The 26,728-nt window shown below is 32.8% G+C and carries 26 protein-coding genes; 10 read left to right on the top strand and 16 right to left on the bottom strand.

The window, feature by feature from the left end:
* Positions 1–34 precede the first annotated feature (34 nt).
* From QSV08_RS12960 to QSV08_RS12950, 3 genes are read left to right on the top strand one after another with little or no spacing between them, the layout of a single operon-like run.
* The gene (locus QSV08_RS12960) at positions 35–4,474 is read left to right on the top strand and encodes a Calx-beta domain-containing protein (RefSeq protein ID WP_324023755.1); all 4,440 of its coding nucleotides are present in this window, start codon (positions 35–37) and stop codon (positions 4,472–4,474) included.
* A gap of 8 nt (positions 4,475–4,482) precedes the next feature.
* Positions 4,483–5,463 (top strand): type IX secretion system membrane protein PorP/SprF, encoded by a 981-nt coding sequence (locus tag QSV08_RS12955; protein ID WP_324023754.1) that lies wholly within the window; start codon positions 4,483–4,485, stop codon positions 5,461–5,463.
* An 11-nt stretch (positions 5,464–5,474) separates the two neighbouring features.
* Entirely contained in the window at positions 5,475–7,385 is a 1,911-nt protein-coding gene (locus tag QSV08_RS12950) for an OmpA family protein (protein ID WP_324023753.1), read from the top strand.
* Positions 7,386–7,409: 24 nt separating this feature from the next.
* Here the strand turns inward: QSV08_RS12950 and QSV08_RS12945 are convergent, their stop codons facing one another.
* Positions 7,410–8,660 carry an NRAMP family divalent metal transporter gene (locus QSV08_RS12945; protein WP_324023752.1) on the bottom strand — a complete coding sequence of 417 codons (1,251 nt, stop codon included), beginning with the start codon at positions 8,658–8,660 and terminating at the stop codon, positions 7,410–7,412.
* A gap of 62 nt (positions 8,661–8,722) precedes the next feature.
* Positions 8,723–9,358, bottom strand: a complete 636-nt coding sequence (locus QSV08_RS12940; RefSeq protein ID WP_324023751.1) for a SanA/YdcF family protein — start codon at positions 9,356–9,358, stop codon at positions 8,723–8,725.
* Positions 9,359–9,638: 280 nt separating this feature from the next.
* Here QSV08_RS12940 and QSV08_RS12935 point away from each other — a divergent pair, with 280 nt between their 5' ends.
* The 4 genes from QSV08_RS12935 (at position 9,639) to QSV08_RS12920 (ending at position 13,056) form a co-directional block, all read left to right on the top strand.
* A complete protein-coding gene (locus QSV08_RS12935) occupies positions 9,639–10,877 on the top strand; it encodes a site-specific integrase (RefSeq protein WP_324023750.1) in 1,239 nt (412 codons plus the stop codon).
* A gap of 22 nt (positions 10,878–10,899) precedes the next feature.
* A complete protein-coding gene (locus QSV08_RS12930) occupies positions 10,900–12,033 on the top strand; it encodes a hypothetical protein (protein WP_324023749.1) in 1,134 nt (377 codons plus the stop codon).
* 121 nt (positions 12,034–12,154) lie between these two features.
* Positions 12,155–12,760, top strand: a complete 606-nt coding sequence (locus tag QSV08_RS12925; RefSeq protein ID WP_324023748.1) for a hypothetical protein — start codon at positions 12,155–12,157, stop codon at positions 12,758–12,760.
* A gap of 59 nt (positions 12,761–12,819) precedes the next feature.
* Positions 12,820–13,056 carry a hypothetical protein gene (locus QSV08_RS12920; protein ID WP_324023747.1) on the top strand — a complete coding sequence of 79 codons (237 nt, stop codon included), beginning with the start codon at positions 12,820–12,822 and terminating at the stop codon, positions 13,054–13,056.
* Between the two features lie 78 nt (positions 13,057–13,134).
* Here QSV08_RS12920 and QSV08_RS20835 read toward each other — a convergent pair whose 3' ends face one another.
* The 7 genes from QSV08_RS20835 to QSV08_RS12890 form a co-directional block, all read right to left on the bottom strand.
* On the bottom strand, positions 13,135–13,317 hold the full coding sequence (locus QSV08_RS20835; RefSeq protein ID WP_416382002.1) for a JAB domain-containing protein: 183 nt from the start codon (positions 13,315–13,317) through the stop codon (positions 13,135–13,137).
* Complete coding sequence (locus tag QSV08_RS12915; protein ID WP_324023746.1) at positions 13,289–13,933, bottom strand: tetratricopeptide repeat protein; 645 nt, start codon at positions 13,931–13,933, stop codon at positions 13,289–13,291. Before QSV08_RS12915 ends, QSV08_RS20835 begins: the two co-directional genes overlap by 29 nt.
* Positions 13,934–14,000: 67 nt before the next feature.
* A complete protein-coding gene (locus QSV08_RS12910; protein ID WP_324023745.1) occupies positions 14,001–15,662 on the bottom strand; it encodes a DUF262 domain-containing protein in 1,662 nt (553 codons plus the stop codon).
* A gap of 5 nt (positions 15,663–15,667) precedes the next feature.
* On the bottom strand, positions 15,668–15,970 hold the full coding sequence (locus QSV08_RS12905; protein ID WP_324023744.1) for a hypothetical protein: 303 nt from the start codon (positions 15,968–15,970) through the stop codon (positions 15,668–15,670).
* A gap of 140 nt (positions 15,971–16,110) precedes the next feature.
* The gene (locus tag QSV08_RS12900; protein ID WP_324023743.1) at positions 16,111–16,434 is read right to left on the bottom strand and encodes a hypothetical protein; all 324 of its coding nucleotides are present in this window, start codon (positions 16,432–16,434) and stop codon (positions 16,111–16,113) included.
* A gap of 240 nt (positions 16,435–16,674) precedes the next feature.
* On the bottom strand, positions 16,675–16,944 hold the full coding sequence (locus QSV08_RS12895; RefSeq protein WP_324023742.1) for a hypothetical protein: 270 nt from the start codon (positions 16,942–16,944) through the stop codon (positions 16,675–16,677).
* Positions 16,945–17,250: 306 nt separating this feature from the next.
* Positions 17,251–17,706: a JAB domain-containing protein gene (locus QSV08_RS12890; protein WP_324023741.1), complete on the bottom strand. Its 456-nt coding sequence runs from the start codon at positions 17,704–17,706 to the stop codon at positions 17,251–17,253.
* 254 nt (positions 17,707–17,960) lie between these two features.
* Between QSV08_RS12890 and QSV08_RS12885 the strand changes: the two genes are divergently transcribed.
* Both QSV08_RS12885 and QSV08_RS12880 read left to right on the top strand, forming a co-directional pair.
* Positions 17,961–19,166, top strand: coding sequence for a DUF3883 domain-containing protein (locus tag QSV08_RS12885; protein WP_324023740.1), 1,206 nt, complete (start codon positions 17,961–17,963; stop codon positions 19,164–19,166).
* A 26-nt stretch (positions 19,167–19,192) separates the two neighbouring features.
* The gene (locus QSV08_RS12880) at positions 19,193–19,636 is read left to right on the top strand and encodes a 5' nucleotidase, NT5C type (protein WP_324023739.1); all 444 of its coding nucleotides are present in this window, start codon (positions 19,193–19,195) and stop codon (positions 19,634–19,636) included.
* Between the two features lie 27 nt (positions 19,637–19,663).
* Here the strand turns inward: QSV08_RS12880 and QSV08_RS12875 are convergent, their stop codons facing one another.
* The 7 genes from QSV08_RS12875 to QSV08_RS12845 all read right to left on the bottom strand — a co-directional run bounded on the left by QSV08_RS12875 (position 19,664) and on the right by QSV08_RS12845 (position 26,046).
* The gene (locus QSV08_RS12875) at positions 19,664–19,885 is read right to left on the bottom strand and encodes a hypothetical protein (RefSeq protein WP_324023738.1); all 222 of its coding nucleotides are present in this window, start codon (positions 19,883–19,885) and stop codon (positions 19,664–19,666) included.
* A gap of 209 nt (positions 19,886–20,094) precedes the next feature.
* The gene (locus QSV08_RS12870; protein WP_324023737.1) at positions 20,095–21,948 is read right to left on the bottom strand and encodes a type IV secretory system conjugative DNA transfer family protein; all 1,854 of its coding nucleotides are present in this window, start codon (positions 21,946–21,948) and stop codon (positions 20,095–20,097) included.
* 13 nt (positions 21,949–21,961) lie between these two features.
* A complete protein-coding gene (locus tag QSV08_RS12865; protein WP_324023736.1) occupies positions 21,962–22,852 on the bottom strand; it encodes a DUF5712 family protein in 891 nt (296 codons plus the stop codon).
* 2 nt (positions 22,853–22,854) lie between these two features.
* Positions 22,855–23,307 carry a BfmA/BtgA family mobilization protein gene (locus QSV08_RS12860; protein ID WP_324023735.1) on the bottom strand — a complete coding sequence of 151 codons (453 nt, stop codon included), beginning with the start codon at positions 23,305–23,307 and terminating at the stop codon, positions 22,855–22,857.
* A 166-nt stretch (positions 23,308–23,473) separates the two neighbouring features.
* On the bottom strand, positions 23,474–24,331 hold the full coding sequence (locus tag QSV08_RS12855; RefSeq protein WP_324023734.1) for a toprim domain-containing protein: 858 nt from the start codon (positions 24,329–24,331) through the stop codon (positions 23,474–23,476).
* Positions 24,332–24,525: 194 nt separating this feature from the next.
* Complete coding sequence (locus QSV08_RS12850; protein WP_324023733.1) at positions 24,526–25,737, bottom strand: primase-helicase family protein; 1,212 nt, start codon at positions 25,735–25,737, stop codon at positions 24,526–24,528.
* Between the two features lie 6 nt (positions 25,738–25,743).
* Positions 25,744–26,046, bottom strand: coding sequence for a helix-turn-helix domain-containing protein (locus QSV08_RS12845; RefSeq protein WP_324023732.1), 303 nt, complete (start codon positions 26,044–26,046; stop codon positions 25,744–25,746).
* Positions 26,047–26,239: 193 nt separating this feature from the next.
* On the opposite strand from QSV08_RS12845, the gene QSV08_RS12840 reads away from it, so the two are divergent.
* Entirely contained in the window at positions 26,240–26,725 is a 486-nt protein-coding gene (locus tag QSV08_RS12840) for a hypothetical protein (protein WP_324023731.1), read from the top strand.
* The last annotated feature ends 3 nt before the right edge of the window (positions 26,726–26,728 follow it).

Raw genomic sequence — 26,728 nt, 5'->3', positions numbered from 1 at the left:
TCCAGCCTTACTGTTGGGAATGATAAAGAATGCTATGAAAATAAGTATATATAATAATTTTTTGACTTCTAATATTAGTAGGAGCTTAAAGAAATTCCTTTTTGTTTTTGGATTCCTTTTTTTAGGCGCCTTTTCGCAAAGCGCCTCTGGTCAAACAGCTTACATAGAAAATCTTGTAAATACCAAAGAGGGTAGTTTGATACGAGGTGAATTCAGAGTTGGTCTTAGGTCTGGTGTTTTCTCTGGGACTAGAACCATAAATTATGAGGTTTTAATAAGTAGTACCGCTACGGCAGGGCTTGATTATTTAGCTTTAAGTGGTTCCATGCCAGTTACTTCTGCTTTTTTAAGTGGAGGTACTAGTACGGTATATGTAATTGCTTCAGCCCAGGATCTTCTTATTGAAGGGGATGAAACGGTTATTGTTAGATTGGTAACCAATCCTTTATCTAACTATTCTATAGATCCTAATAGTGATGAAGCGACAGTTACAATTGCTGATGATGATTTTGTGACCCTAAGTATAAATGATTCTTCAGCAGATGAAGGTGATGGTCTAGATTTTACTATAACTTCAAATCAACCTGTACAATATGACTACGAGGTAGAAGTTGAGTTTTCTGGAGGAGATGCTATAGGGGGGGGTCCCGGTATTGCTCATCCTCAAGATTACAATAGTACCTCTCAAACAATAAAGATTTTGGCAGGTTCTACTTCGCAAACGTTTTCAGTACCAACCGGCAATGATAATGTTATAGAAGATGATGAAAGTTTTGGTGTTCAAATAGTAAGCGCTAGCAATACAAATGTAAATATTGGTGCGGCCTCTAAAGGTACTATAGTTAACAATGATTTTGCAGGCGTTAATGTAAGTGCTATTAGTGGTGATACAGGTGAAGATGGCACAACAGCTACTTTTAATGTTACTTTAGATACCCAGCCAACGGCAGCGGTTACAGTTGCTTTGACAAGTAATAATACAGATGAAGGTACCGTTCCTGCTTCTGTTACTGTGCCTATAGCAAATTGGGATACTGGCGTATTAGTTACTGTGACAGGTGTTGATGATGCAGATGTAGATGGGAATATATCATACTCTATTATTACCGGAAACGTTACTTCGTCAGATGCTAATTACAGTGTTTTAACAGGTGGCAATGTTGCAAATGTTCCTGTTGTAAACAATGACAATGATATTATTTTCGAAGTTTCTGTTGTTTCAACGATTGCTACAGCTAATGAAAGTCCGGTTTCTAATGGTATTTTCACAATAAGTTTAGATGAAAATAATACAACCGGCGCACCGGTAGTCGTAAATTATAACATAGCTGGTAATGCAACATCAGGTTCAGATTTCACGGCATTAAGTGGTACTGTTTCAATACCGAACAATGCTAGTTCAGTGGCTGTTAACCTAGTTCCAATAAATGATACTGCTATTGAAGATAATGAAAGCGTAATCTTAACAGTTGCTGCAGGTACAGGCTATACAATAGGTTCGCCAAATAATGCAACAGTTTTTATTGTAAGTGATGATACTAACGTTGCACAAATTACAGCTTCAGATGGTACGGCTGCAGAAAGTAATGGCGCTGTTTCTCCTGGGGAATTTACAGTGAGTTTAAGTGCGCCAAATAATACAACAGGTCCAATTATAGTAAACTATGTAATAAGTGGTACTGCAGGTAATGGTGTTGATTATGCAGCTATAAATGGTAATGCTGTTAGTATACCTGTTGGAGAACAAGAGGCTAAAATAGAAATTTCACCAATCAATGATGCAATTCAAGAGGGGGCTGAAACAGTAATACTGACTTTAGCTGCAGGTACAGGTTATATTTTAGGTCCTGCCATTACTCGAAATGCTACTGTTCAAATTAGTGATAATGATCAAGCGACATTAACAATCTCTAACGGTTCTTTAAATGAAGATGATCCGGATGGTGAAATGGAATTTGATGTAGTTCTTGATTTGGCAGTTGTTGGTGGTACAACAGTTACCTATTCTTTTATCGATGATACTGCAATAAATGGTACAGATTATACAGGTACGAATGGTTCATTGACTTTTACAGGTACAGTGAATGAAACAAGTACAATAACAGTACCAATTAATAACGATGCTATTTTAGAAAATACAGAAACGTTTACAGTACAGTTAGGGTTACCTACCAATAATGTACAACGTGCAAATAGCGGTACAGCCATTGGTACAATTCAAGATGATGACAACTGTGTTGCTGCACCGACCTTAGATACAACTGTTTCAAATATCTATTGTGTTGAGACAGCTGGAGATGCTTTTTCAGCCAATTTATTTGATTTTACAAGTAGCGCAGCTCCTGCGGGAACTGTTTTAACATGGAGTAGAGTTTCTAATCCTTTAAACACAAACTCTCATTTAACTGTAGCAGAAGCTCAAGATGTAGATTTACCAGCTTCTTATTATGGTTTTTTCTATGATGCAGCTAATGATTGCGCAAGTGGAACTATTGAAGTTCAGATTGTTAGAAATGTATTGCCACAATTGGTAACCATTAATGATAATGAGCGTTGTGGTCCGGGTACGCTGCTTTTAAGTGTAGTGCCAACTGCCGGTGCATCTATTAATTGGTACGACGCTATAGATGCGGTTACACCGATTGCAATGGGTGAAACATATACAACACCTTCCTTGAATGCTACAGCTACTTATTATGTAGAAGCTACAGAAAATGGATGTACTACCGAAAGACAACCGGTTATCGCAAGAATAGGTTCTCAAGCTTCAGCCGGAACGGCGCAAAATGGATCTATATGTAATGTGGCTGAAAACGGACTTACAGCTATAGATTTAGATACGAGACTAAATGGAGCTGACCCTGGGGTTTGGGTGTTTGTTTCTGGTCCGCAAAACGATGTGACTATTAGTTCTACGAATGTTGTAGAATTCGTAGATTTTGCTTCTGGTGCTTATATTTTTAGATTTACGACAACAAATTCTACTGCACCATGCGAGAATCCTACTGTTGATGTAACTATAAACGTTAGCGACTGTGAAACCGATGATGATGATGACGGTCTTCTAGGTGGTCAAGAAGTTGTGTTAGGTACAGATTCTAACGATGCTGATACCGATGGTGATGGTATTGAAGATGGAGTTGAAGTTGGTGATGATATCGCTAACCCTTTAGATGAAGATGGTGACGGAATTATCGATGCCCTAGATTCTAATACTGCAGATGCTGATAATGACGGAGTAAATGATCAACAAGATCCTGCTAATAATAATCCATGTATACCTAATCGATTCAATGGTAGTTGTGATACCGATGGTGACGGAATTTCAGACTTAGATGAGCAAACTAATGGTTCTGATCCTGATGATCCTTGTGATCCTGTGGCTACGCCTAATTGTGATGATCCAATTGATTTAGAGGTGTTGAAATCGGTAGATAATATTGATGCTTTAATTGGTGATACCATTATATTTAAAATATTGCTTACTAATTTATCGGACAGAACTGCAAGAGCTATAGTTGTTGGGGATCTTTTAGAATTAGGTTTCGATTTTGTTTCTGCAGATGCTCCTGAAGCTACCGATTATGATGAAGTATCCGGTAATTGGACTATTTCAGAACTTGCAGCAGGTATTTCTTTAGAACTATCTATTACAGTAGTAGTGGCAGAACAGGGTCCTTATACAAACACTGCTGTATTGCTAGAATCTATTCCTTCAGATAATAACCCTGAAAATGACGAAGCAACTGTAGATTTAAGTACAGAGGCTCCAGAAGGTGTCGATCTTAAAATTGAGAAAGAAGCTCGCCCAGATAAAGCCTTGGTGGGTGGTGAAGTAGAATTTATTATCCGAGTTACCAATATTTCTGAATCTGATGTGGTAACCGATATTATTGTAAATGATTTAATAGCAATTGAAAACGGATTTGAATTTGTTTCTGCTGAGTCAGATTTTGGTGGTACGTATGACGAAGCTTCTGGTAATTGGAATATTCCTTCTTTGAATAGAGAAGAAACAGCTACGTTAAGAATTATTGCTAGAGTTCCTGCAATGGGTACATATACGAATACGGCAAATATTGTGAGGTCAACACCACGTGATGGTAATACAGAAAATAATGAGGCAACCGTTGAGGTCGAGGTAATTCAGAAGAGCCCTGCAGATCCAGGTTTCCTGTTCAATCAATTCTCGCCTAACGGTAATAATCAGAATGAGGTTCTTCGAATTAATAGAACTTTGACAGATCCAGATACTGGTGCGCAAGTAGAGGTTAATTTGCAATACAAAATAAAAATTTACGATCGTTACGGAAATCTTGTTTTTGAAACTGAAAAAGTAAATGATGGCGATGTTTGGGATGGTACTTATGAAGGTAAAGAATCGCCAAAGGGAACTTATTTTTATATCATGAATTATAGTGTTAATAATCAACCTGCAATATTAGACAAAGGTTGGATACAGCTTATTAGATAAAATAAATTATGGATTATAACTTTTATAAATCGAGTTATACTATTGCTTTAGTACTATTTTCTCTGTTAAGCTTTAATGCATTTTCACAGAAAGAACCTCAGTACACCCAGTACATGTATAATATTGGTAGTTTTAACCCGGCTTATGTTGGTACGGTAGAAAATCCTGAATTTTCTGGATTGTACAGAGCGCAGTGGATCGATATACCTGGTGCGCCTAGAACGTTTCGTTTTGGTGCTAACTTGCCGTTTAAAAATGAAAAAGTAGGTTTAGGTATTAATATCGTAAATGATGAATTAGGTCCTGCTACGCAGACCTATGCCGATATTTCTTATTCTTATCAGATAATGGTAACCGATGAAACGAAATTGTCGTTCGGTATTGATGCCGGTGGTTCATTTTTAAATGTTGATTTTTCGAAAGGTACGTTTGAGAACCCAGGTGAGAATCTGAGCGAAGAGATGCTAAGCAAATTCTACCCAACGGTAGGTGCTGGTGCTTTCTTATATTCAGAAGATTGGTACTTTGGTGCTTCTGTGCCTAACTTTTTAACCGAAGGGGTGTACAATGACGAAATTGCATCGGTAGTAGAAGATAAACTTCAATTCAATTTTATAGGTGGTTATGTTTTTGAACTTTCAGATAACCTGAAATTTAAACCTGCCTTTTTGGTGAATACTATATCGGGATCGCCGGTTAATGTGAACTTATCGAGTAACTTCTTAATTTCTGATGTGGTTACTGCTGGTGTTTCATATCGTTTAGATAACGCATTTAGTGGTTTAGCAGGTTTTCAAATCTCTAATACCTTATTTGCAGGGTATTCGTATGATTACAATACAAATTTACTTGGTGAATTTAATAATGGGTCTCATGAGATTATCCTTAAATTCTATTTAGGTAGAAAAGGACCTTCGAAATCTAAGGGAAGTAGTGATAATAATGCAAAAGGTAAACCAAAACAAGTTGATTCACCTCGATTCTTTTAAAGAGAACTAAAATGAAATTTAAATTAATCATAGTATTACTAGTTTTTGTACCATTTCTAAGTACGGCTCAAGACAAAAAATCTAAAGCCGATAATCTTTTTTATGGATATCAATACGAACAAGCCATTGTAGCCTATCAAAGTGAAATGCAAAAAGATTCGTTAACTAATCATCAGTTATTGAACCTTGCAGATTCTTATTTTAGTACAGGTAGCTATGATAGTGCTTCTGAACTTTATTTAGAGGTTAACAAGAACGATACGATAATGTCTGTCAATAGATTTAATAAAATGTTGCAGAGTCTTTCTAAAAATTCAGAAAGAGATAGGGTGAAAACCTTTTTAAGGTCTAAAGCCGATAAGTTATCTCCAGAGCTTTTAGAAAATGCAGAGTTTAATTACAGTTTATTAGAAATTCCTTCTAATACAGATAATAGTAGCATACGAGATTTAGGGGTGAATAGTGCGCAGGGTGATTTTTCGCCGGCATTTTATAAGAATGGTATACTTTTTAGTAGTAGTAGAGGTCGCAATACTAAAAATGTTTATAAACCAACGGGTGAGTCGTATTTAGACATCTACTTTGCAAGATTGGGTTCTGATAATAATTTGGTTGATGTAGAAGCTTTTAAAGAAATTCCTGCAACTGACTTTCATAAGTCAACTCCTTATTATTCTGAAAAACTAGAAACGTTTTTTTATATCCTATCTAACGAAGAAGATGGTGAACTTAGGTATAATGAGAATGGTAAAAATGCATTGGCAATAGGTACGCTCACTAAAAATGACAGGTTTAGATTTATATTAAAAGATTTAAGTACTTCTTTTTATTACCCTTACTTTGATGATGCTACTGAGCGATTATATTTTGCGGCAAATTTTGACGATAGCTATGGTGGTACCGATTTGTATTATGTGTACACGAATAACGGACAAATAATGTCTGCGCCTATTAATTTAGGACCTAGAATAAATTCACCAGGTAACGAGATTGCTCCTTACGTTTTTGATGGTAGTTTATATTTTTCTTCGGATATTTTTTATGGTCTTGGAGGGATGGATATTTACAAATCTAATATGTTGCCTAATGATTCGTATACCATACCGGTAAACCTTGGTGACGGAATTAATTCGACAGCAGATGATTTCGGATTCATTATTCAAAATGTAGAAAACACAGGATTATCTGGATTCTTTGCTTCTAATAGAGCTGGTGGTAAAGGCGGAGATGACTTATATGGTTTCGAGCTTAAAAATGCACCAGGATTAAAAACTTTTGCCTTAGGTGGTAAGGTGGTTAATCTTAGAAATAAAGTAGGATTAAAAGGTGCTCAAGTAAGATTATTGAACCAACAAGGTGATATTCTAAAGGAAGTTTTAGCAGGTAATGATGGTAGCTTTAGAGTAGAAGTGCCATGGATGTCTCAAGTAACCATACAGGCTATGAGTGATGGCTATTCTATATTCTCTACTACATATTCTGAAGAGGGTATGGAAGAAATTCAAAATACGGCTTATAATATGGGTCTTTCAAGAATGGAAGACTTGGTAACACAACGAGAAGACAAGACGGTATTAAAACTGAATAAATTTTATTTCGATAAAGGAAAATCGGTTTTAAACGCTCAAGTAGAAGAGGAGCTTAAGAAAGTTGTAGATGCTGTGGCGCGTTTTCCTCAAATGAGATTAAGAATACAATCACATACAGATACTAGGGGCAGTACTTCGTCTAATAAAAGATTATCGCAACAGCGAGCTGATGTTATTAAGAACTATCTTTTGAGTAATGGTTTGAATTCAAGCAATATTATTGAAGCAACTGGTTACGGTGAAGAGACGATTGTTAATAATTGCGTTAATGGTGCTTACTGTTTAGATTTTCTTCATAAGCAAAACGAACGTACTTTATTTGTCGTAGAGTAATTGTTGCCTATTTCTATATCATTATTAAAAAATAATGATATAGAAATAATAGAGGGCGAAACCAGACAAGAATAAAATTCCTGCATAGGTAAGTAGTTTTAATTTCTTACCTGGGCGAAATTTAGGGTCTAGGTCATCGCTGGTTACATTTTTTAAATTCATATAACCTACAATCGGCGCGACTACGAAAGAAACGAATGTAGCCAAGGCAACCAAATTTCCCATATTTGCACTAAACGCTGCAATAACTACAAAATTAATTAGGGTCAAAGTGAATACGCCTGCGGCGTATGCTGTTTTTGTTCTATACCATGTAGTTTTTGGTTTTAATAGCGATATGATATCTAAGCTGACTCTAGCTAAAGCATCATGTGCGGTCATACAAGTACTGAACATCGTGGCAAATGCAGAAATGGCTATAAACAGATATGCCCATGAGCCAATATGTTGTGTAAATAACCGCACTACTTGGTCAGCGAAACTTACTGCATTATTACTGAGTTGTATGTTAGTTCCGTATAACGTATACCATCCTATTATCATAAAAAAGACAGCTAATATGGCTGTAATGGAATACCCGATATTAAATTCTTGTAAAGATTCTTTTAGGCTAGGCTTGTCTTGAGTTTTCCATTTTTCAATACTCCATAAGCTGATCCAACTAGATGCTTCTACGCTGGTAGGCATCCATCCAATTAATCCTATTAAAAATAGAATTCCTACTTCATTAAAAATGGGTAAGGGTTTAAAGTCTGGCACATGGCTTACTGGTCCTTTTGCTAGAACTAAAATTGTAGTAACTAATAACGCAACAAAAAGTACACTGACCACGAATTTTAAACTGATTTCCAGGAACTTGTATTTTCCGAAAATGAGTAGCACACTAATGATTAAAAATAAACTTAGAGCAACCATGGCAATAGAACCATGCCCAATGCCGAATAGATTTATAAATAGACCGGCTGTAACCGTATATAAAGCCGCTAGTATGGTGAAAGTGGTAATGAAGCTAATTATAGCATAAAACCATAAATATCCTTTACCGCGATTTAAATAGCCCTCTATTAAGGTTTTATTGGTAACGTTGGTATATCGAACGCCGAACTCGAAGAAGGGGTATTTTAATATGTTAGCTAAAATTATAGGAATAATCATCAGCCAGCCATATTGCGCCCCAGCTTTGGTAGATAAAACAAGATGAGATGTACCTATGGCCATACTTGCAAACAGAAGTCCCGGACCTAAGTTTTTGAGTATCGTTTTTAAATTGAGCATTTTAATTAGTTTTGGTCGGTGCTCTTAAATGTAGTGTATTTTATTGTAGCGAATTTAGCGACCTATTTTATTTCTATAGGGGTACCGTAGAATTTTGGTTGGGTGTTTAATATCATATCAATAAACACTTTTACCCGAGCTAAATATTCTCTTATTTGAACTTTTAGCCCTTGAGCTGTAGAAACATCTTTAGCATTGAAACCAATTGCTTTCAAGCCTTTTTGCTTTGCAATATAAATTGCTCTTTCGTTATGGAATTTTTGAGAGATAACGGTTACGTCATCTAAACCAAAAATAAACTTAGCCCTGAACATAGAATCTAAAGTTCTAAAGCCTGCATAGTCTAAGAAAATAACCTCTTCTGGTATACCAGCTTTTACTAAGTCTTTCTTGAAGGTGTCGGGTTCATTGTAATAGATGCTACCATTGTCTCCGCTAACTAATATAAATTTAATCTTACCTGCATTGTAGAGTGCTTTGGTTGCGTTTATACGATAAGTGTAATATGGATTAGGAGAACCGTTGGTTAAGCGATTAGAGGTGCCTAAAACGAGACCGACTCTATTAGCTGGTATTAATGCTACGTCTGAATACGTTTTGTCTTCTGCGGTACTTGAGATAATACTATTACAGGCAAATATGATTAGAATTAACGCTAATAGTAATAACCCTGATATTTTTAGTATTTTTTTCAGCATGCATTTGTAATGATAACTAAAGTTAATGAATAACTGAAGACTTCAATTTGAAAAGTATATAAAATAAAAAACCCTTGAAAATCTAAAGATTAACAAGGGTTTTAGTACTCGAGGCGGGAGTACCCTTGTTTTTAAACGTCCTTAAATCTTTTTAAACTCTTAGGTACTACTGTATATATTATTACTAAATTGGGTTAAAATTTATTTTAACCGATTTAAATATGGTTTGGTTGCCCCTTTTGTAGCCCTATTTAATCAGTTTTAATCTAAAACAAGATTAATGCAAGTTACATTTCATTTAAGGAAAGACAAAATTGGAAAAGGAGGTTTGGCACCTATTCGCATGGTGGTGGCTTCAAATGGTTTTAAAATCTTCAAAGCAGTAAAGAATGTTAAATCATCTGTAGCTTCATGGGATAAGAAAAAAGAACGGGTAAAGAGCCCAAAGGCAAATGAGCCTTATAATAATCATATTGAGTATAATAAGATTATAGATGACTTAGATAGTAAGTTAAAAACATTGAATAGATATATTCTTTTAAATGAAATAGTACCAGACAAAACATTCATTTTAGAAAAGCTTAATTCTGAAACAAAAATTGAATTAACACACTCGTTTATTTCTTCATTTGATGAGTTTATAGATTTGGGCAAGCTTACAAAAGCAGAAAGAACTGTAAAATCTTATACCACAGCCAAAAATTTCTATGAAGGATTTGAAGCTTATACAGGATATACTTTACGATTTGAAACTATTACCAATGAGTTTTTTGAAAAGTTGCAGGAATATTGTTTTACAGTAAAAAATACAAAGAATAATTACTTCGCTAGATTGGTTACTACTTTGAAGACTTTCATGAAATGGGCTTTAGAGAGAGATTATCATAGTAATATTTCATTCTTAAAATTTAAAGCTCCTGAAGAAGAAATTGAGGTTATATATCTTACTTATGAAGAATTGATGTCGCTTTACAATTTTAAATTTGACTCTGATTCATTTAGTCGAACTCGTGATATGTACTGCTTCGCATGTTTTACCGGTCTTAGGTTTTCGGATATTAGAAATTTAAAGACTTCTAATGTTTATGAAAATGAGATTAAATTTAATATCCAAAAGACCAAAACAGTTGATCATACAATACCATTAAACAGTTTCGCAAAAGCTATTCTAGCTAAATATAAGGGTACGCTCAATGAACCGCTACCTGTTATTAGTTCTCAAAAGTTTAATAAGAAGATAAAAAAGGTTTGTGAAAAAGTTGAGATTAACACACAAACTACTACCACAAGATTTGTAGGTAGTAGAAAAATAGAGCATACACAGCCTAAGTGGAAATTAATAACTAGCCATACGGCTAGAAAAACTTTTGTGACAAATAGTTTAGTTTTAGGTATGAAAATACCTGTGCTTAAGTCTATTACCGGGCATAAAAAAGAACAAAGCTTTAGAAGATATGTAAATATTTCTGAGAGTTTAAAGCGAAGTGAAATGGATAGTACTTGGGATAAAAAGGAATAGGAGTAACGATTAAATATCAAATATGGAAACCAAATTAAAAATAGAGTTGATAGAGAATAATTTGTCTCGAATGGGATTGGTAGACCGATTTTTCTATTTGGTTAATGAATTATACGTTGAATATTTCAGAGCATTGAATCTTGTAAATCCTATTGTAAATTGGGAATATTTTAAATTTGATGATTCATGGGAGGAAATTGATGTAGATGAAAATTTTATTATCGAAAATTCGATATCGTATAATTTTTTACAGTCTTACGGTGATACAGAAATTAAATCATTTATACTATCCCAGATTAAATTATTGACACCTATTTTAAAGCAGAAATTTAGCTTTGAATTATCCTATTTATATAATCGAAACCATTCTAAAAATTATTATTTGTCAGGTAATCCCGAGTTTTTATTGTTAGCTCCATTTTTCTTTGATGAATCTAGTCTTAAGTCTGTTTATATACATGAGCTTGCAATAAGTGAAGTAGAGGAAAGAAAATATTTACTAAAAAAATATGAAGCTGCTATTTCAGAAATTAAATACAGGTTAAAGTCCAATCTTGTTTGGGATGCGGGCTTTGAAGACAATAGAGCTGCGATTGTTGATGAGATAGTTTTTCCAGAGCGAAGTGTTATTGGTTTAAACAGTCTTACTTCATTTTTAAAGGAACTTGCTGAAACACCACTAAATAAGATTTCTTATACATTCAACCAAAATGAAGCAGATGAAGAAAAATTGGTGCTAATTGGTTTGCATCCTGAGGTTTTAGTAATACTATTTAGCCAAATTCTTAAAAGAGAAGAAACAACCTTAATTCGTAATTTCGTTGCACATAGTTTTAATTACAATTTTAAAAAATACTCATTTCAAAAAGATATAACTAAAGAAGTATTATTTCTGAATAGTAAAGAAGATACAATAGTTATTTGTAAAACTATTCTACTTCTTACCGCGCTAAACTTCATTCAACCTGAAGGTGCATCATTTATAAAACGAGTTTTAATAAATGCTCTTAAAAAACAAAAGAAAAATACTAGAATTTGGCTTAGTGATGATTTAAGAAAATATATTTCTGAATGGATGGATTTAGGTTTAAATGATTTAGTTAAGGATATTGGGTTTGAATCTAAAGAGGAGTTTTTAAAATATATAAAGAATTGAGTCATTTTAATTCCAGTTTTAGGATATAGGGAAGTTCCCTATTTTGGACGGGAATTATATCGTAAGAACTTGTAAGATTCTTCTTAACTGATTATTTTAGAACTCTTTTAATTTGAATAGTATGATAATTAGCCATGAGGAGTTTCAAAAAGCTAGAAGAATAAGCAGGGCTATTCAAGAATATCTAGAGCAAACTGGCTTGCATGGTATTAGAAGTACTGATGTTTATCCTTTACTAGCAAGAAAAGGTTTAATTCAGAAGGACAGGCATAATGGCGCTCATTTTAGAAAATATTTAATACGCCTTCATAAGAGAGGGATGTTGAATCTTATTCCTCAATGTCAGGGAAGTAAAAACAAATCGAAGTTTTATGAGTGGCGGTTTTACAGTGTACCTGACAGCAAAGTAATATCTAATACGAAATCGGTAAATGCTGACAATCCTATTATTCCAGATATAAAAGAAGCTGAAATAGATGATTTGATTTTAAAGTCCAAATCACATATAGATAAGTTACCTAAAATTGATGAGTCTATCTTACCGCCACAGGCAATAGAAATAAGGAAAACTTACCCTAGAGCTTATGAAAAGTGGACAGAAAGAGAATTTGATATTATGATAAGAGCTTTCATGAAATTTAAGAATAGTGATAAAGTTTCTGTGTTGTTGAGGAGACAGCCTAGTGTAGTTAAAAAAACAATTAAATTAAGATTACGACAAGGATAAGATACGATAACATGTATTTTGTAACTTCAGGTTACTAAATAAATAATTAAAACATTGCTATGGAAGAAAAATTTAATGGTAACCGCAGTAAATTTTCTAGAGAAAATCTTAAACTTTTTGATGATATAGCATGTTTGGATATCAATTATTGTCAGTGTTATGCAGTTGAAGATGTCCATCCCGATTTTGCACTTTGCAGTAAATGCGAATTGGTAGTTCCTGGTACTAATGAGTCAGAAATTAAATCCTTGGTTAGTATTACAGGAAACTATAATCTTTTAAAGCAGAAAGAATAAATAATGCCAATACATTCAGTTGTAAACTGAAAGTATTATTTATTAATGATAGGCTTTCGATATAGCAAAAAAAAGGGGTCATATGACCCCTTCATCTTTCATTGAACTATGTTTCTCTCTATTTATTACTATGCTATCGACAAATCTTATGTCGAAGTAATTACAGGCTATTTCTAGTTTTTTACTAACGGCAATATCTGCTTTTGAGAATCTTGTTTGACCGCTATATTTATTAGAAACTATCAATTTCAAACTCTTCATTCAGATAAGCATCAATTAATTCCTCAATCTCTAAATTTGGATTTGTAATGAAATTCACGAGTAAATAGGATAATCCAATTGCTCTTACCATAGGCGCTCCATTAGTGTCCGCCAAAGAAGGTCCATCTGTTGTTCGTCCCAAAAGTGTTTTAATGTAGTTATTCAGCAAATTTGCAGGGATTTGCAAATTGGTCATATTATTTCTGTGTTTTATAATATAGCAAATTCCAGCTTGAAAGGTCAAATTCAAGTCCGCAACAATTTTTGCTAAATTGAAATTCTGCGCAACTGCCGTTAATGCAATGTCTTTCTGAACCCTTACATTTCCATTTAAATCACCAGACCATTTGTAAAATGATACAGCAAAATCGTAGGATTCCATATTTATACTTCCACTATTTATTACTAATTGCGAATAAGTTAATAAATTTCGCATGGCGTGGTCGGGTTCGCCGATTGATGTATAAATTTTCGAACAATTTTTATAAATATCGGGATTCAATTTATATTTATTAAATGCTTTTCCGTAATAATTTAAGGCTTGTTCTAAATCTCCGTTTCTTTTATGCTGAACTCCTATCTGAAGTAGTTCAGCACATTTTTCTTTTTTGTTCATAGTTTGGTTTAAATTGCTCACAACGGTTAGTTTTGATATACATTGTTATCTGCTTTTTTTCCTTTCGTTACTGTTCATTTTCAACGTTAAAGTACGTTTTCGCAAACTCTGAAATTCGATTATGTCTTTCCGTAATTTCGGTTTCTGTCCATTGATTTTTTTCTCTAATCTCTGTATAACTTGAAAGTGCAGTATCTTGGAATAATTCGCTTTTTTTCTTAAACGACTTGTTTGAAAATTTGCTGTTTTGACTTTGTGTCAATAGTGCTAAATTACCCGCAAGTTGTAAAAAATTCTTTCTAAATTCTTCCGTATATTCTATGTCTGCTGGGTTTTGCGGTGTTATATGTTCAATTGTGTAACTATTATAAAGTTCCTTGTCCAATAACGCACCTGAACGATTTTTAATTCTTAAACTGTTTTCGTATTGCCACAAAACATACTTGATTGTATTACGATTGTAATGCCATTTTTCATTGTCAAAGTAGTTTGGGATAATATTTCTAAATCTATCTCCGTCATTCCAATACCACTTAAAGCCGGTTTCAGTTACATTCTTAATATCTTGATATAAATTGTCAATATTATAAATGTCTTTTTGGTTAAAATATCGTTTTGCGAAATTTGGCAAATGATCTGTTCGGTAGTCGCCAAGTTTAAGTTTGAAACACAGAACTTCTAATAATTTTAAAATTTTCTTGAAGCTGTCGCCTGATACTTCGCCTTTGTAAAAAAGTGTCAGTAAAACCAATTTCCAATTCGCTTCGTTACCTACAAAAAATAGATTCGTAATATTTGATTGGTTTTTGTTGCTCACAATACTTTTCGCACTATGCGCTAATTCTACAAAGCTTTCAAAAAACAATTTAATCCATTGAGATTTATTCTCTACTTTCTTAAGCGTTTCTTTTATGGCTTCAATGTTACCGCCAATATTGAAAAACAAATTGCAATAATTATCTAAAAGCTCGTTTTCTGTGAAATAACCTTCAACTGCTTCAATGTATCTGTATGTTTTTGAAATTATGCTTTGAATTTCTGCAATGTCATTATTCGCTTGATTGTTGTCCGAACTTTGAATGTAAATCTGGTGCATTAAATATGCTTTGATAACTTCAAATCTTGAAAGTTCTTTTCCCCGATTATTTTGGTATTCAAAAACTTGCGTTGCTTCAACCTTGTTAGTGATATAAAAAGTGCTTATTACCGCATTTTCTAATGTTTGTTGAATTAAGTTTAAATTTTCTTTCTCTAGTTTAGACAACTCTGTTTCAAAGAAATTAAAGGCTTCTATAATTCGTTTTTGAGAAATCGTTTCTGTATCGTCAATGGCAGAAACTAAATGCTTTTGAGTAACTTTTTTGAAAATTACTTGGTCGTCATCAATAGTTTTGAAAACATCTGTTAAATAAGTTTGCCTTATTTGCTCAACATTTTCTCCTTTTAGGATTTTGATTTTGGCAAGTGCTGAAAGGAACAAAATTGTTGTTGTAAGTCTTTGTTGTCCGTCAATTATAAAAAGAGTGTTTCCATCTTTTTCAAAAAGGATTTGTCCCAAATAATATTTTTTACCTTTTTGTTCTAAAAGGTCTTCGAGAAATTGAGAACATTGTTTATCTCCCCAACTAAACGCACGTTGATAAGCTGGAATTCGAACATTCTCAGAATTTTTAAAAAGCTGTTGTATGCTTTCTGCGGTTCTGTTTTCAAGTGTTGTTTTTGATTGCATATTCATTAGGCTGCTCTTGTTCCTGTCTTTTTACACTTTTTATCATATGTGTAAATCCAACTTCCCCTTTTTAAGTTAAACGAGTTTCCTGCTGCATTTTTAAAACTTCCTGAAGAGCTTGATAACGTGGCGATTTTCTTTCCATTTTCGTCAAAAGTGTAGTACCAACTACCTTTTAGAAAAACTATAAAGTCCATTCCTATACCCATTAGATCTCCTTGAGAAGTGGATATAGTTGCAGATTTTTTTCCATTACCGTCGATTATGTATAACCAACTGCCTTTTTCTTGTACGTCTGATATTGCCATATTTTTTTATGTTACTTACTCTAATCGGTTTTCAGCTTTCTCCCGTTTTTTTCATATTTCAGATAACGGCTCTGCTAAGTTTAATGCGGAAGTAAGAAAACTATTTGTTACCGTCTGCGCTTGAAGCTAAAGCTTATTGTTTATTTTTTTTTCTTGTCTAAAGCTAAAAAGTATTTTTCGTTGTAGAAAATGTAAAAATGAGTAGTACCACAATCAACAGCATTTTGTAAAAATTCATAAATGGCTTGTCCATCTTCTGCTATTTTCAAAATTGAAGGTAAATAACCAGCTATATCCGTTTTGTGTCCGTGATACATTTTAAAGAAATTTTTGATAGTTTTTTTGTCATTTTCGTTGTGATAAATCCCTATGAAATTTTCGTTATAGTTTGAGTCTTTTCTTTCAATCTTTTTTACTTTGGTCTTGTACCAAAAGCGAAATGATTTTGCACTTTTTATTTTCATTCAATTTAGCAGTTGTCAAAGTTATAAAGTTCTGTTTCTGTTGTGCGATTGGAGCAAAAGCTAATGTGTTGCAAAGCGTTGGTTTGCTACGTGTTTTAAGTACCTAATTTGATAAGTAGGAAGAACTAGTAATAAATTGCAAATGGCGTTAGGCTCAGTTTTATTAACACGAATAATTATTGATTTTAGTTATGTATAATATTAATAATCAATTTTTTAATTTATTAAAAAATTACAAAATTAATTTGTATCCCAGTTAGTACCACCACACTTCGTACATTTATATTTATTATTTGTAATCCATTTAACAATTTTATCCTTGTACAAAAGCATACCGGTTCCGCCAGCAATCATAGCTATTACTATAGGCATAGCTAAACCAGTTCCAGCAAGTAGATAAGTTGTCCAAGCAAAGTATCCTCCAATAGGTAATGCACCACCGATAATTTTTACGAATAAACCTGTGTTTACCTTCTCCAGATTTTTACAATTACGACATTCAATCTTCATATTTTTCTTTTAATTTTTAACTAAAATAACTAGTTTTAATTAATCTTTTTTTTGAAATGCTTTCTTAAGTTTCTTTATTCATTTCCTCTTGCGTTTCGCAAACTGTACTTGAAATTTCAATATATAACTTTGTTATATATCCTTTCAATAAAAGAGATGTATGACACATTTTTCATGTTAAATTCCAAATTGGCGCAGACTAAAATGCTCTTTTAATATATTTGGTTAGTAATTTTATAATAGGAAAATTATATGCTAGTTAAAAAATGATAAACTTTACTGGTTCATTCTAGAATAAAAAAAGGGTCATATGACCCTTTCATCTTTCATTGAACTATGATTCTCTCGAGTGATTACTATGCTATCGACGAATCTTATGTCGAAGTAATTACAGGCTATTTCTAGTTTTTTACTAACGGCAATATCTGCTTTTGAGAATTTGGTTTGACCGCTAGGGTGATTATGAACCAATATTATGCCTGTAGTAGGTAACATTATAGCATCTCTGACAATAGCTTTTATTGGTATTAAACAAGCTATGTCTGTACCAGAGCTTGCATGGTGTACGTTGATGACTCTGTTCTCATGGTTTAGATGAATTACCTTGACAACTTCATGGTCGTCCATTACATGGTCAAAGTAAGGTCTAATAAAATCTGCGGAGTCTTCTGAACTAGAGATTTTTTCTGCTCGCTGCTTAGTTCGTTTGTAGTTTACGGTTAACTCGCCTACCAAATTCTTGTAAATGGTCACTTTTTTCATTTTAAATGATTTTTAGATTGAACAATATTTGCGCAATCCCAAGTGGTAGTAAAATTTCAGCTCTAAAGGAAACGGAATAAATAAGAGCGAATCTTGAGCCTGGTTTATGCCGTAGTCTTTTGATGGGAATATTTTGCGTGCTTATCTTTGTGTAGATGTTGTTATTATATTATTTTCTTGCCCTTGGAGGATATTCAAAATGTTTTCTAGGTATTAGTTATTAAGTTTAAATTACAATTGTCTAAAACTAGAATATGATTGAGATTACTAAGGAAATTTTTGATAAAGCATTTTCTGGATTCAAAATAATAGTTGAAGAAGGCTCAAAAGTAGGGCTGACTGATTTTAAAACTAATCCTTTTGTGATCGAGAATGAAAACTATAAATATGAAGTTCTAAAGCAAGCAAAAGCTAAGCTTTTGACTAAAACTTGGAAGGAAAATGAAATAGGAAACGGTAGAATATTAGAGGCCGTAAAAAACTCGATTCAAACCGATATTATTTATAATTATAAAACTCATCAAAACAACCTTATTGATTGGAGGAAAAAAGATAATTTTAAAAATCTAAGTACATCTAAAGAAACTGAAAAGTTACTTTTTGACTTTTTTAAAAGTAAAATTAAAGATGAAGTTTCCTTTTCTAAGTTTTCAGACTTGGGGTTTTCATATCAATTAATAGCTTATCTATTTTTTATTAAGAATCCACAAAAATATCTACCCATATCTCAAAAGAAATTTGACTTAATCTTTAGCTCATTAGGTATTGATTTAAAAACTAGTTACAATATATCCTGGGAAAATTATGTTGAGTTTGTAAATATTATAAAACAATTTCAAAATCATTTAAAAAGTAAATTCTCTGAAATTGAGTTAATAGATGCTCATTCATTTTTATGGATTTATTTACACCGATTGCGAAACCCAGAATATAAAAAGCCAGCTGTCATTGAAGTGCAAAAGGTTGTTGTCGAAAAACAGAAAATACTTGACAACTATCAACCAAGATTGCCGGTTAATATTGATGATTTAACTGAGCCTGAAACGGAAATTGATTATGTTGAACAGCTTAGAAAACAAATAGAAATCGGGAATTTGGCGGAGGAGATAGTTCTAAATGATGAAATACAATTTCTAAGCTCTATTTATCCAGAGTTGGCTAATCAGGTTCGTTCGGTTGCGAATAATCCAAAATTAGGTTTTGATATAATCAGTTTTGAAAAAGATGGAACTCAGAAACAAATTGAGGTCAAAGCAATTTCAAAAGGCAATTCTTATAAAAGTTTTATTATCACAAAAAATGAGTTGCAAAAATCAAAAACCTACCCTAATTATTACTTGTATTGCGTTTCTGAACTGGAAAGTCAAAAACCGACAATTTTAAGATTAAAACATCCTGATTTTGAAAACGAAAATCTTTTTAAGTCAGAACCATTAACTTTTAGGATTACCTTCGAATAGTAGTAGAATAATATTTATTTAAAACTATGCTAAAAACGATTTGTGTTGATATGGATGATGTAATGTGTGATTACACAAACACATTCAACAATCAGTTAAAATTAAACCCTGTACAAAAATTTCCACAAAGTGTTCAAGGTTTTTTTGAAAATTTACCAGAGATTGAAGGGGCAATTGAAGCTGTGAAGCATTTGAACTCTATAGCTGGTTTTCGAATTTATATACTAACAGCACCTTCCGAAAGAAATCCGCTATGCTACACTGAAAAAAGAATATGGATAGAAAATCATCTTGGTTTTGAGTATGTAAGTAAACTTATTATTTCATCAAACAAAGGATTGATAAAAGCGGACTATTTAATTGATGATTACATTGAAGGAAAAGGTCAGGAAAATTTTGAAGGCACCTTACTTCAGTTCGGTTCAAACAAGTTTCCTGACTGGAATGCAATTTTAGAATATTTTCAATAAAAATCAGTTACCCCTATTTGCTAATTCTTATTTATTAAATAAAGGTCGCTGTCTTGGAATTTGCTTTTCTTTATCTCTTTGCATACAGCTTTCTTTAAAATCTCTTAGTCCACCTTCAAAAGCCAATCTGTCTGCTTCTTCATCTCGTTCTCTTAGTAATCTGTAATCAGTTTGCCAACATTTAAACCCTTCTTCATGTTGGTCTAAGTAATCAAAATCTTCAAAATCAAATTTGTCTATGTAGCTCATTTTCTGGTTTTATGTTATTAATATTTATTTTTTAGTTATTTGAAAATAGCAGTAAAGAGGCAGACTTATGAAATATGAAATTAGCCAAAAAATGCTAGGTTCAGATGAAAGCCTTATTACTAATGGTGAAATTATCCAAAGCATAAACAATGCTCTTCGTACTATAGCTGTATTTAATATCATACTATTAAGCTTTAAGTGGTTAAATGTTAATCAAACAATGTCTTTGCCACGTTGTTTATTGCTATATAATTATTGTCTAAATCAAACTGGGTTATTGCATTTGATAGTTTTCTAATATTCTGGGCATTATAATTTTCTTTTTTAGCCTTTTCTTTTTTCAATTGTATATGTTGATTGTGAGACTTTTTATCACCTATTACGGAATAGAATTCACCAGGCTTTAGTTTTAGCAGTTCATTACTAGTCACCGTATACCTTTGTTGTATACTTTCAGCTTGACCATTATTTATTTTTATATCGCCTACAGTTAAAAAATCAGATGATTTTCCTTTACTTTTAGTTTTGAACACTTTATCATATTTTCCAAATAGTTCTGATATCTGTTTCATAGATTCTACATTGGTAGTTCTGCCATAAAATTGTGATCCTAGATTACTAATAATTGTTTGTGCTTTTTCTTTACCATATTTATCAAGTATCTGTGTATAATCTTGAGTAGTAAATACAGTAGCAATTTTGTTGCTCCTTGCGGTTGCCGGTATTTGCTCAAATTCAGGAATGAATAAGGTTGGTGCTTCATCAAGAAAAATGGCACTTTTATGTCTATCAGCCACATTCATCTTTTTTAAACAGTTGTTTATAATCATAGATATAAGTGGAGCGTAAAAGCTTGGCAAAGTTGAATCATTGACGATACATAACCGATTAGGACTTTCAGGGTTGTTTAATTCTGGTGAGAAGTCATTGGCAGATAAAATATAGAATAGCTCTTTAGAGGTGAATTTTGCAAGGCTACCTTGCAGAGATCCTATTACACCTGCTACTTGTTTCTCGGCTTTCAATTCAATTACATTTTTAAGAGAAGATATATAGGGTAATGCCTCAAATTCTGTGCTTAATTTCAAAATTACCTTAGCAACACTATTATTTGCTAAACCTGCTATAATATGAGGTATGGTACAATAGTTTGGTTTATTGTTTTTCAGAAAAATTACAATCGATGTAAAGAGGTTGATGGCTTCATCTAAGAAGTAATTATTAGTCGTTTGTTTAATTGAAGCCGGATTAAGATTATAAAATAATGTTTTGGTCAATTCAACCACTTCAGCAGTATTTCTAATATATTCTGGATTTAAGGGATTAAACCGATCACTTAAGAAGGGTTCTTTAAAATTTAGTGTATTGAATTGATTTATATTTTGAGCTTCCATTACTTCAATTGCAAAAGGTGTAAGTTCCCCTTTGAAATCATATATGATAAAAGCAAAATTGTTTTCGATACATTGCTTCATCATTGGTTTTAATAAACTCTCTGTTTTACCGCTTCCGGCACCACCTTGAATATAAATTCCTGCAAAGGGATTTTTAATTTCTACATTTCTTTTATTAGTAGGCAAGATGATACTATAAGTGTCATCGATCTTGCGCTTACTCTTAATTTTTGAACGTAAAAAGCTAAATACTTTAGGTCTGTAAAAAAGTAATGAAAGCTTTACGATGCTTATAGTTATTGCGAAAAATGCATACCAATCTAAATCTATGTTGAATAGTAAGCCTAAATCTAAAGTAGAGGGTATAGATGCAATACAGAGTACGAGGTAAAATTTGTACAACCATTTAGTTTTCCAATTCTTAAATAGCCTGAACGTTAACAATATGCTTATGATATAAGAGAATACTAGGTAAGATGTTATTTTACCGAATGGCGTTGAAATGAATTCATTTAGCCTGCATAATTCATAGGCTACATCCATATTAATTATATAGAGAAATGAGTTCTTTATAAAACTAAAGAGCGCAAATGTTGCTCCTATCATTATGATACCTAAGACGGCTTTACCTAAGCCTGAAGTTTCTTTGTTTGCTTCTGAAAGTGACATATTTTTATGTGTTTTAAATTCCTAATTCGTTTTGTGAGTTTTTTGCTTTGGCTATTTCATTATCCTTCTCGATTGTTTTTATGACTTTGGCTTTTTCTGAAGGATTACCATTTTTTAAAATATTTTGATTTTGAAATTTTTCTATTTCCTGTCGCTTATATTGAAACTGTTGGTCAAAGGCTTTTTCATTGGCTTGAATCCAGTCTTTTCTATCAAATCCAACTTGGTATTCATTGCCTCCTATTTTTCTAGTTTTATTACGTTCATTAGCCATTGGCGAAAGTTTTAGTTTTTGGGTTTTATCTTTTCTAGAGACAATAAGATGAACATGGCTTTGCAACCCTTTTTTATACTCGCCAGATTTAACTTTACCCTGCTGCACTTCTTTATCTGTACCCTTATATTTTCTCATGTGCTCAACCTTACCATAGTAGACCAAATTTTTCCCTGATTCTAAACCTTTGTCCTTACGGTTAAAATTTTTCGCATAATTGTCCATAACCTTTCTTCCATATTCTTGTATAGCTTTATTATAGGCTTTGAATTCTTTTACGTTTAAATCTTTGATGTTCTCGATATTTCTGCCCGATACCATCTTTGCTATTTGCTGCTGTTCTTTTTCACTGAAATTGATTGTTGGAGCGAAAAATTTAGCGTCCTCTTTTCCTAATTTTTTTTTATTATTATCAATACTTGAGATGACATCTGTATGACTGACATCAGATTTTTCATGAGTAAAAAACTGTTGCTTCATCGATTCAATTTTCATTTTCTTGTCCTGGTCTTTTTCCTGGTCCGACATCTTGTCCAATTCCATGTTTTCCTTTTCTAAATAGTTGGCTAAACTTGAACAAGAGCCAGTATTATTTCCTCCAGATGAGCTATGTACTTTAGATATTGGCATGACTATTTAAGTATCGATTGCACTCTGTTCAGTAAGCCCGTTTTATTTTTAGAATCTAAAAACAGAACTACCTCTAAATGCACCTGTCTTTGCTTTCTAATTTCCATTAGAATGTTATCGAGCTTGTCATTCGTTTCGTTGAGTTTAGAGGTTAAAAAATCTCTTTCTGCATGTACACGATCATCATTAGATTTATGATAATGGTAAATGTCGGCTCGCATAGGTTTCAAAATATCTCGTTCTTGAACCTTTAAAAAAGAGACAATTCTATTGTCTAATTTTTTAACCAATATGGACGGATTATCCTTTAATGGTTCGTTAGGATTGATGCCAGTTTTTTTGAAAAATTGAATCATAGAACCTACTAATTGTCCGAAATTAGAATTGAATTGAACTACCAATTTAGAAAGGTCTTTATGGGCGATTTCATTAACTAAGATGCTTTTTTTAGACATGGTTTATATTTTAAAGTGCTTATAATCAATTGTATAGATGCTATTTTATAAATATTCTATAAATGGTTATATGAATTAATAGAATTAAATATCTGAATATGAGATGTTTAGCCTCGCAGAGCAAGTCGGAGACAGGGGTATCGCCCCTGTCCGACTTGCTTTCTTTTTAAGAAACCTCCACCAAGTAGTCATTCACATCTTTGAAGGGTTCATATGTAGAAGAGCAATCTTGGGCGAAAGAATATTTTTCCTTTATAAGATTGGTTGTTCTTTTACCGGCATCATCGTTATCTAAATAGCAATCGATATCGCTATATTTAGATAAGATCTTCCAGCAATTTTTAATCTGTGAAATAGAATTTAAAATCAGATAATCTTCGTTTTGGTTGGTTTGGAAAAGTAGTTTGTAGGATAAGAAATCTAAAAAGCCTTCGAACAGAAGCAGCTTTTGATTTGCATTATTAAAGTGTGTTATTCCCTTGTTGCCCAGGCAACCTTTAAAATATTTATTGCGTATTTCATAACCACCTAAATCGTTTTTAAAAGCTATTGCAAAATAGGTTTTGTCATTTATGGTGTAATGAATTTCTTTGCAATAGGTTAATGCTACTCTAGCATTAATACGTCTCATAATCAAATACCATAGTAAGGCATCATTTTCTAATTCTATGACCTTTTCAATAGTGTGATTTGGTGTCAAATCTTGTGCAACAAAAGTTGGCTTTTGAAAAGAAAAACTATTTGAATTACTCAGGAATTCTAATGTCTCTTTTATAGTGTAGCCAGAAATTTTAATAACCAAATCTATTACATTACCACCGACACCTTCGCCGTGATCATACCATCGGTTTAGTTTTAAGTCAACTTTAAACGATGGTGTTTTCTCGGACCTGAACGGACTAAGAAACCAACATTCCTTTTCTTTTGTTTTTTTAGGATAAAAACCAAGTCTTTGTAGCGTATCTATAATAGAAATATCTCTAGCTGTTTTACAGTCTAGATTATGATGTTTTTCATTTTTCATGATTAATAGTGTTTTAAATTAAAATTGAGGTTTTGATGATAATTGTTGATATTAGCAGTATGAATGGGTTTCGCCCAGTTCAACATAATTTCATCAATCAACAAAAAGCCCTTTTTTCTTCATCAGTATTATTTTGATGATAGTTTGATGATAAAATGATGACGATGTATTTATTTGATTTTCAATGACTAAAATCACTCTATCATCATTTCATCATAAATTCTAAGTATATAGTCTTTCTTAATTGTGAAGTATCTCCCTTTACGATCTATCTGAACAAATTCACCATAACTTGTATATTCAAAACCTTGATAAGAATTAGCATTGTCAGAAGGTATTAGGTTCCATTTCTTTTTTAGAATCTTTCGAATATCATTCATGGAAAAATGCTTTTTGCGTGACTTGCCTAAATTCGAAACAACTTCTCTAGGTGTTGCTTTTAATTGATCTTCGGCAAATGAGTCAAACAGCTCGTAGAACAAGAATATCATTTCACGTTCTATTTCATTGTTATTAAGCCATACCAGTTTTTGTAATGCTTCCGTCTTAAGCTGCTTAGGTGTAAACCACATACGGGTAGTTTTAGGCGTGCTAAAGGGTCTATCGATTAAGTATTGAAGAAAGGCAGGTATTTCTTTGTATAGTTTGTTTAGGTACTCTGTGTCTTCCGTTTCAAACGGAATAACCTTACGAACCCAAAACCGTATCTCGTCACTATCTATAAGAATGAAGGTGTCTTCGTTGTTGCTGCATAAAATGAATTTGCCAAAGAATTCAATTTCTTCTCTGTCCTTTCCTTTAGCTTCCACTTTATCCTTATCGGTAGTAGAGAGATATTTAAGCCTTTCGGTAATTTCCTTTTTATCAAAAAAGACTTCATCTACAGCAATTATGGTTTTACTTGCCCAATCGGCATTGAATTGACTAGAGAAACTATCACCTTTTATATAGGTCATGTTCTCACCGAATATGGCTTTAAGCCATTTAATAAATGTGCTTTTTCCAGTACCTCGTTCTTTACTTACTAGGCAAAGTATAGGTAGTATTTGAGTGGGCTTCATGAAAATGAGCTTCAAATAGTCCAAACCTAATTCTTGCTGCTCGCCAAAGATGTGCTTTACAAAATCTAAAGATTTCTCTACACTACCTTTTTTCGGTTTTTGTGGCAACTCATGATAAGTATTGTAAAAGGTACCTAGTATTTGCTGGTAGTTCAAATGATCGGGTATGCAGCAAAAACCATCTAGCTTGGGTATATCAGATAAAAATACCTTACCGTGATCGGCAATAATAGTATCCTTGTTCCATCGAACCATGACGGGTACGGTGTCACCAGATATTAAAGGTCTCTCAATGTGTTTGTGATAAACAGTTCCAATTCTTAAATAGGGTGCTTTCTTTTTCATAGCACTCTATTTTCTTGCAGACTTAATTAAACTGTTGTTCTTTCTTGCCAAAGCAAGAAGTTCACTTTTAGAAAAAAAGATGGATCTGCCTATTTGAAAATAGGGCACATGCCCTTTTTTCTTCCAAGATATTAATGAGGTTACGGAAATACCTAGAAACTGAGCAGCTTCTTTTTGTGATAGGCGGTCTTCTTTAGGTAAGTTAGAATTACTTTCAATGATTTCTGTTTTACGAACTTCATCTATAACGAGACGAACGGTTCGTTCTAAATCTTTTTTATTGAAACCAAATAGAATAGAGTTTGACATAATTGAACTTGTTTTAGTGTTATACTTTACAAAGGTTCAATCTATTTAGAGTAATTAAAACCCAACTCAATGTGGGTGGGGGATTGGGGGGAAGAGCAACATGAATTATTAAAATTCAATTATAGGCATTACGGTTTTCCGTAATGTATTTTGGTTGTAAAGGAATATTTTAGTTCTCTATTACATAATAATTATGAATAAAATATTGTTAGTATTATTCGGCATTTTAATTATAACAAGTTGTAAAGAAAGAAAATCTAATACTCAACATAATTCAGTTAATGAGTCTGTTTACAAGGATTCTGATGAAGATGAAAGTGACATCTGGGATGGTTCTTATTGTGCAGAAATTGAATATTATAACCCAAACACAGGTAATTATTCTAATTATACATTGATAGTTGATGTCAATGAGAATAAATTAGAACAGATAAATTTCCCGAACGGTGGTTATCTCGATGATTTTTACTTAGTGGAGTTTGACGATGATGGTTATACCGAATTTACATCTGATAAAGGATATGATTATGAAGTACAAATTGTTGGCGATTCAGCTAACTGTTTTGAAAATGTACCTATGGCTTCTCAATGTAATGGTATTACCGATGATGGAGACCAATGCGAGAATCTGACGGATAATTCTAGTGGGTACTGCTGGCAACACGAAGACCAAGAATAATAT

It is taken from the genome of Maribacter sp. BPC-D8 (genome assembly GCF_035207705.1).
Lineage (GTDB): Bacteria > Bacteroidota > Bacteroidia > Flavobacteriales > Flavobacteriaceae > Maribacter.
This window is presented reverse-complemented; position numbering and strand designations above follow the sequence as displayed.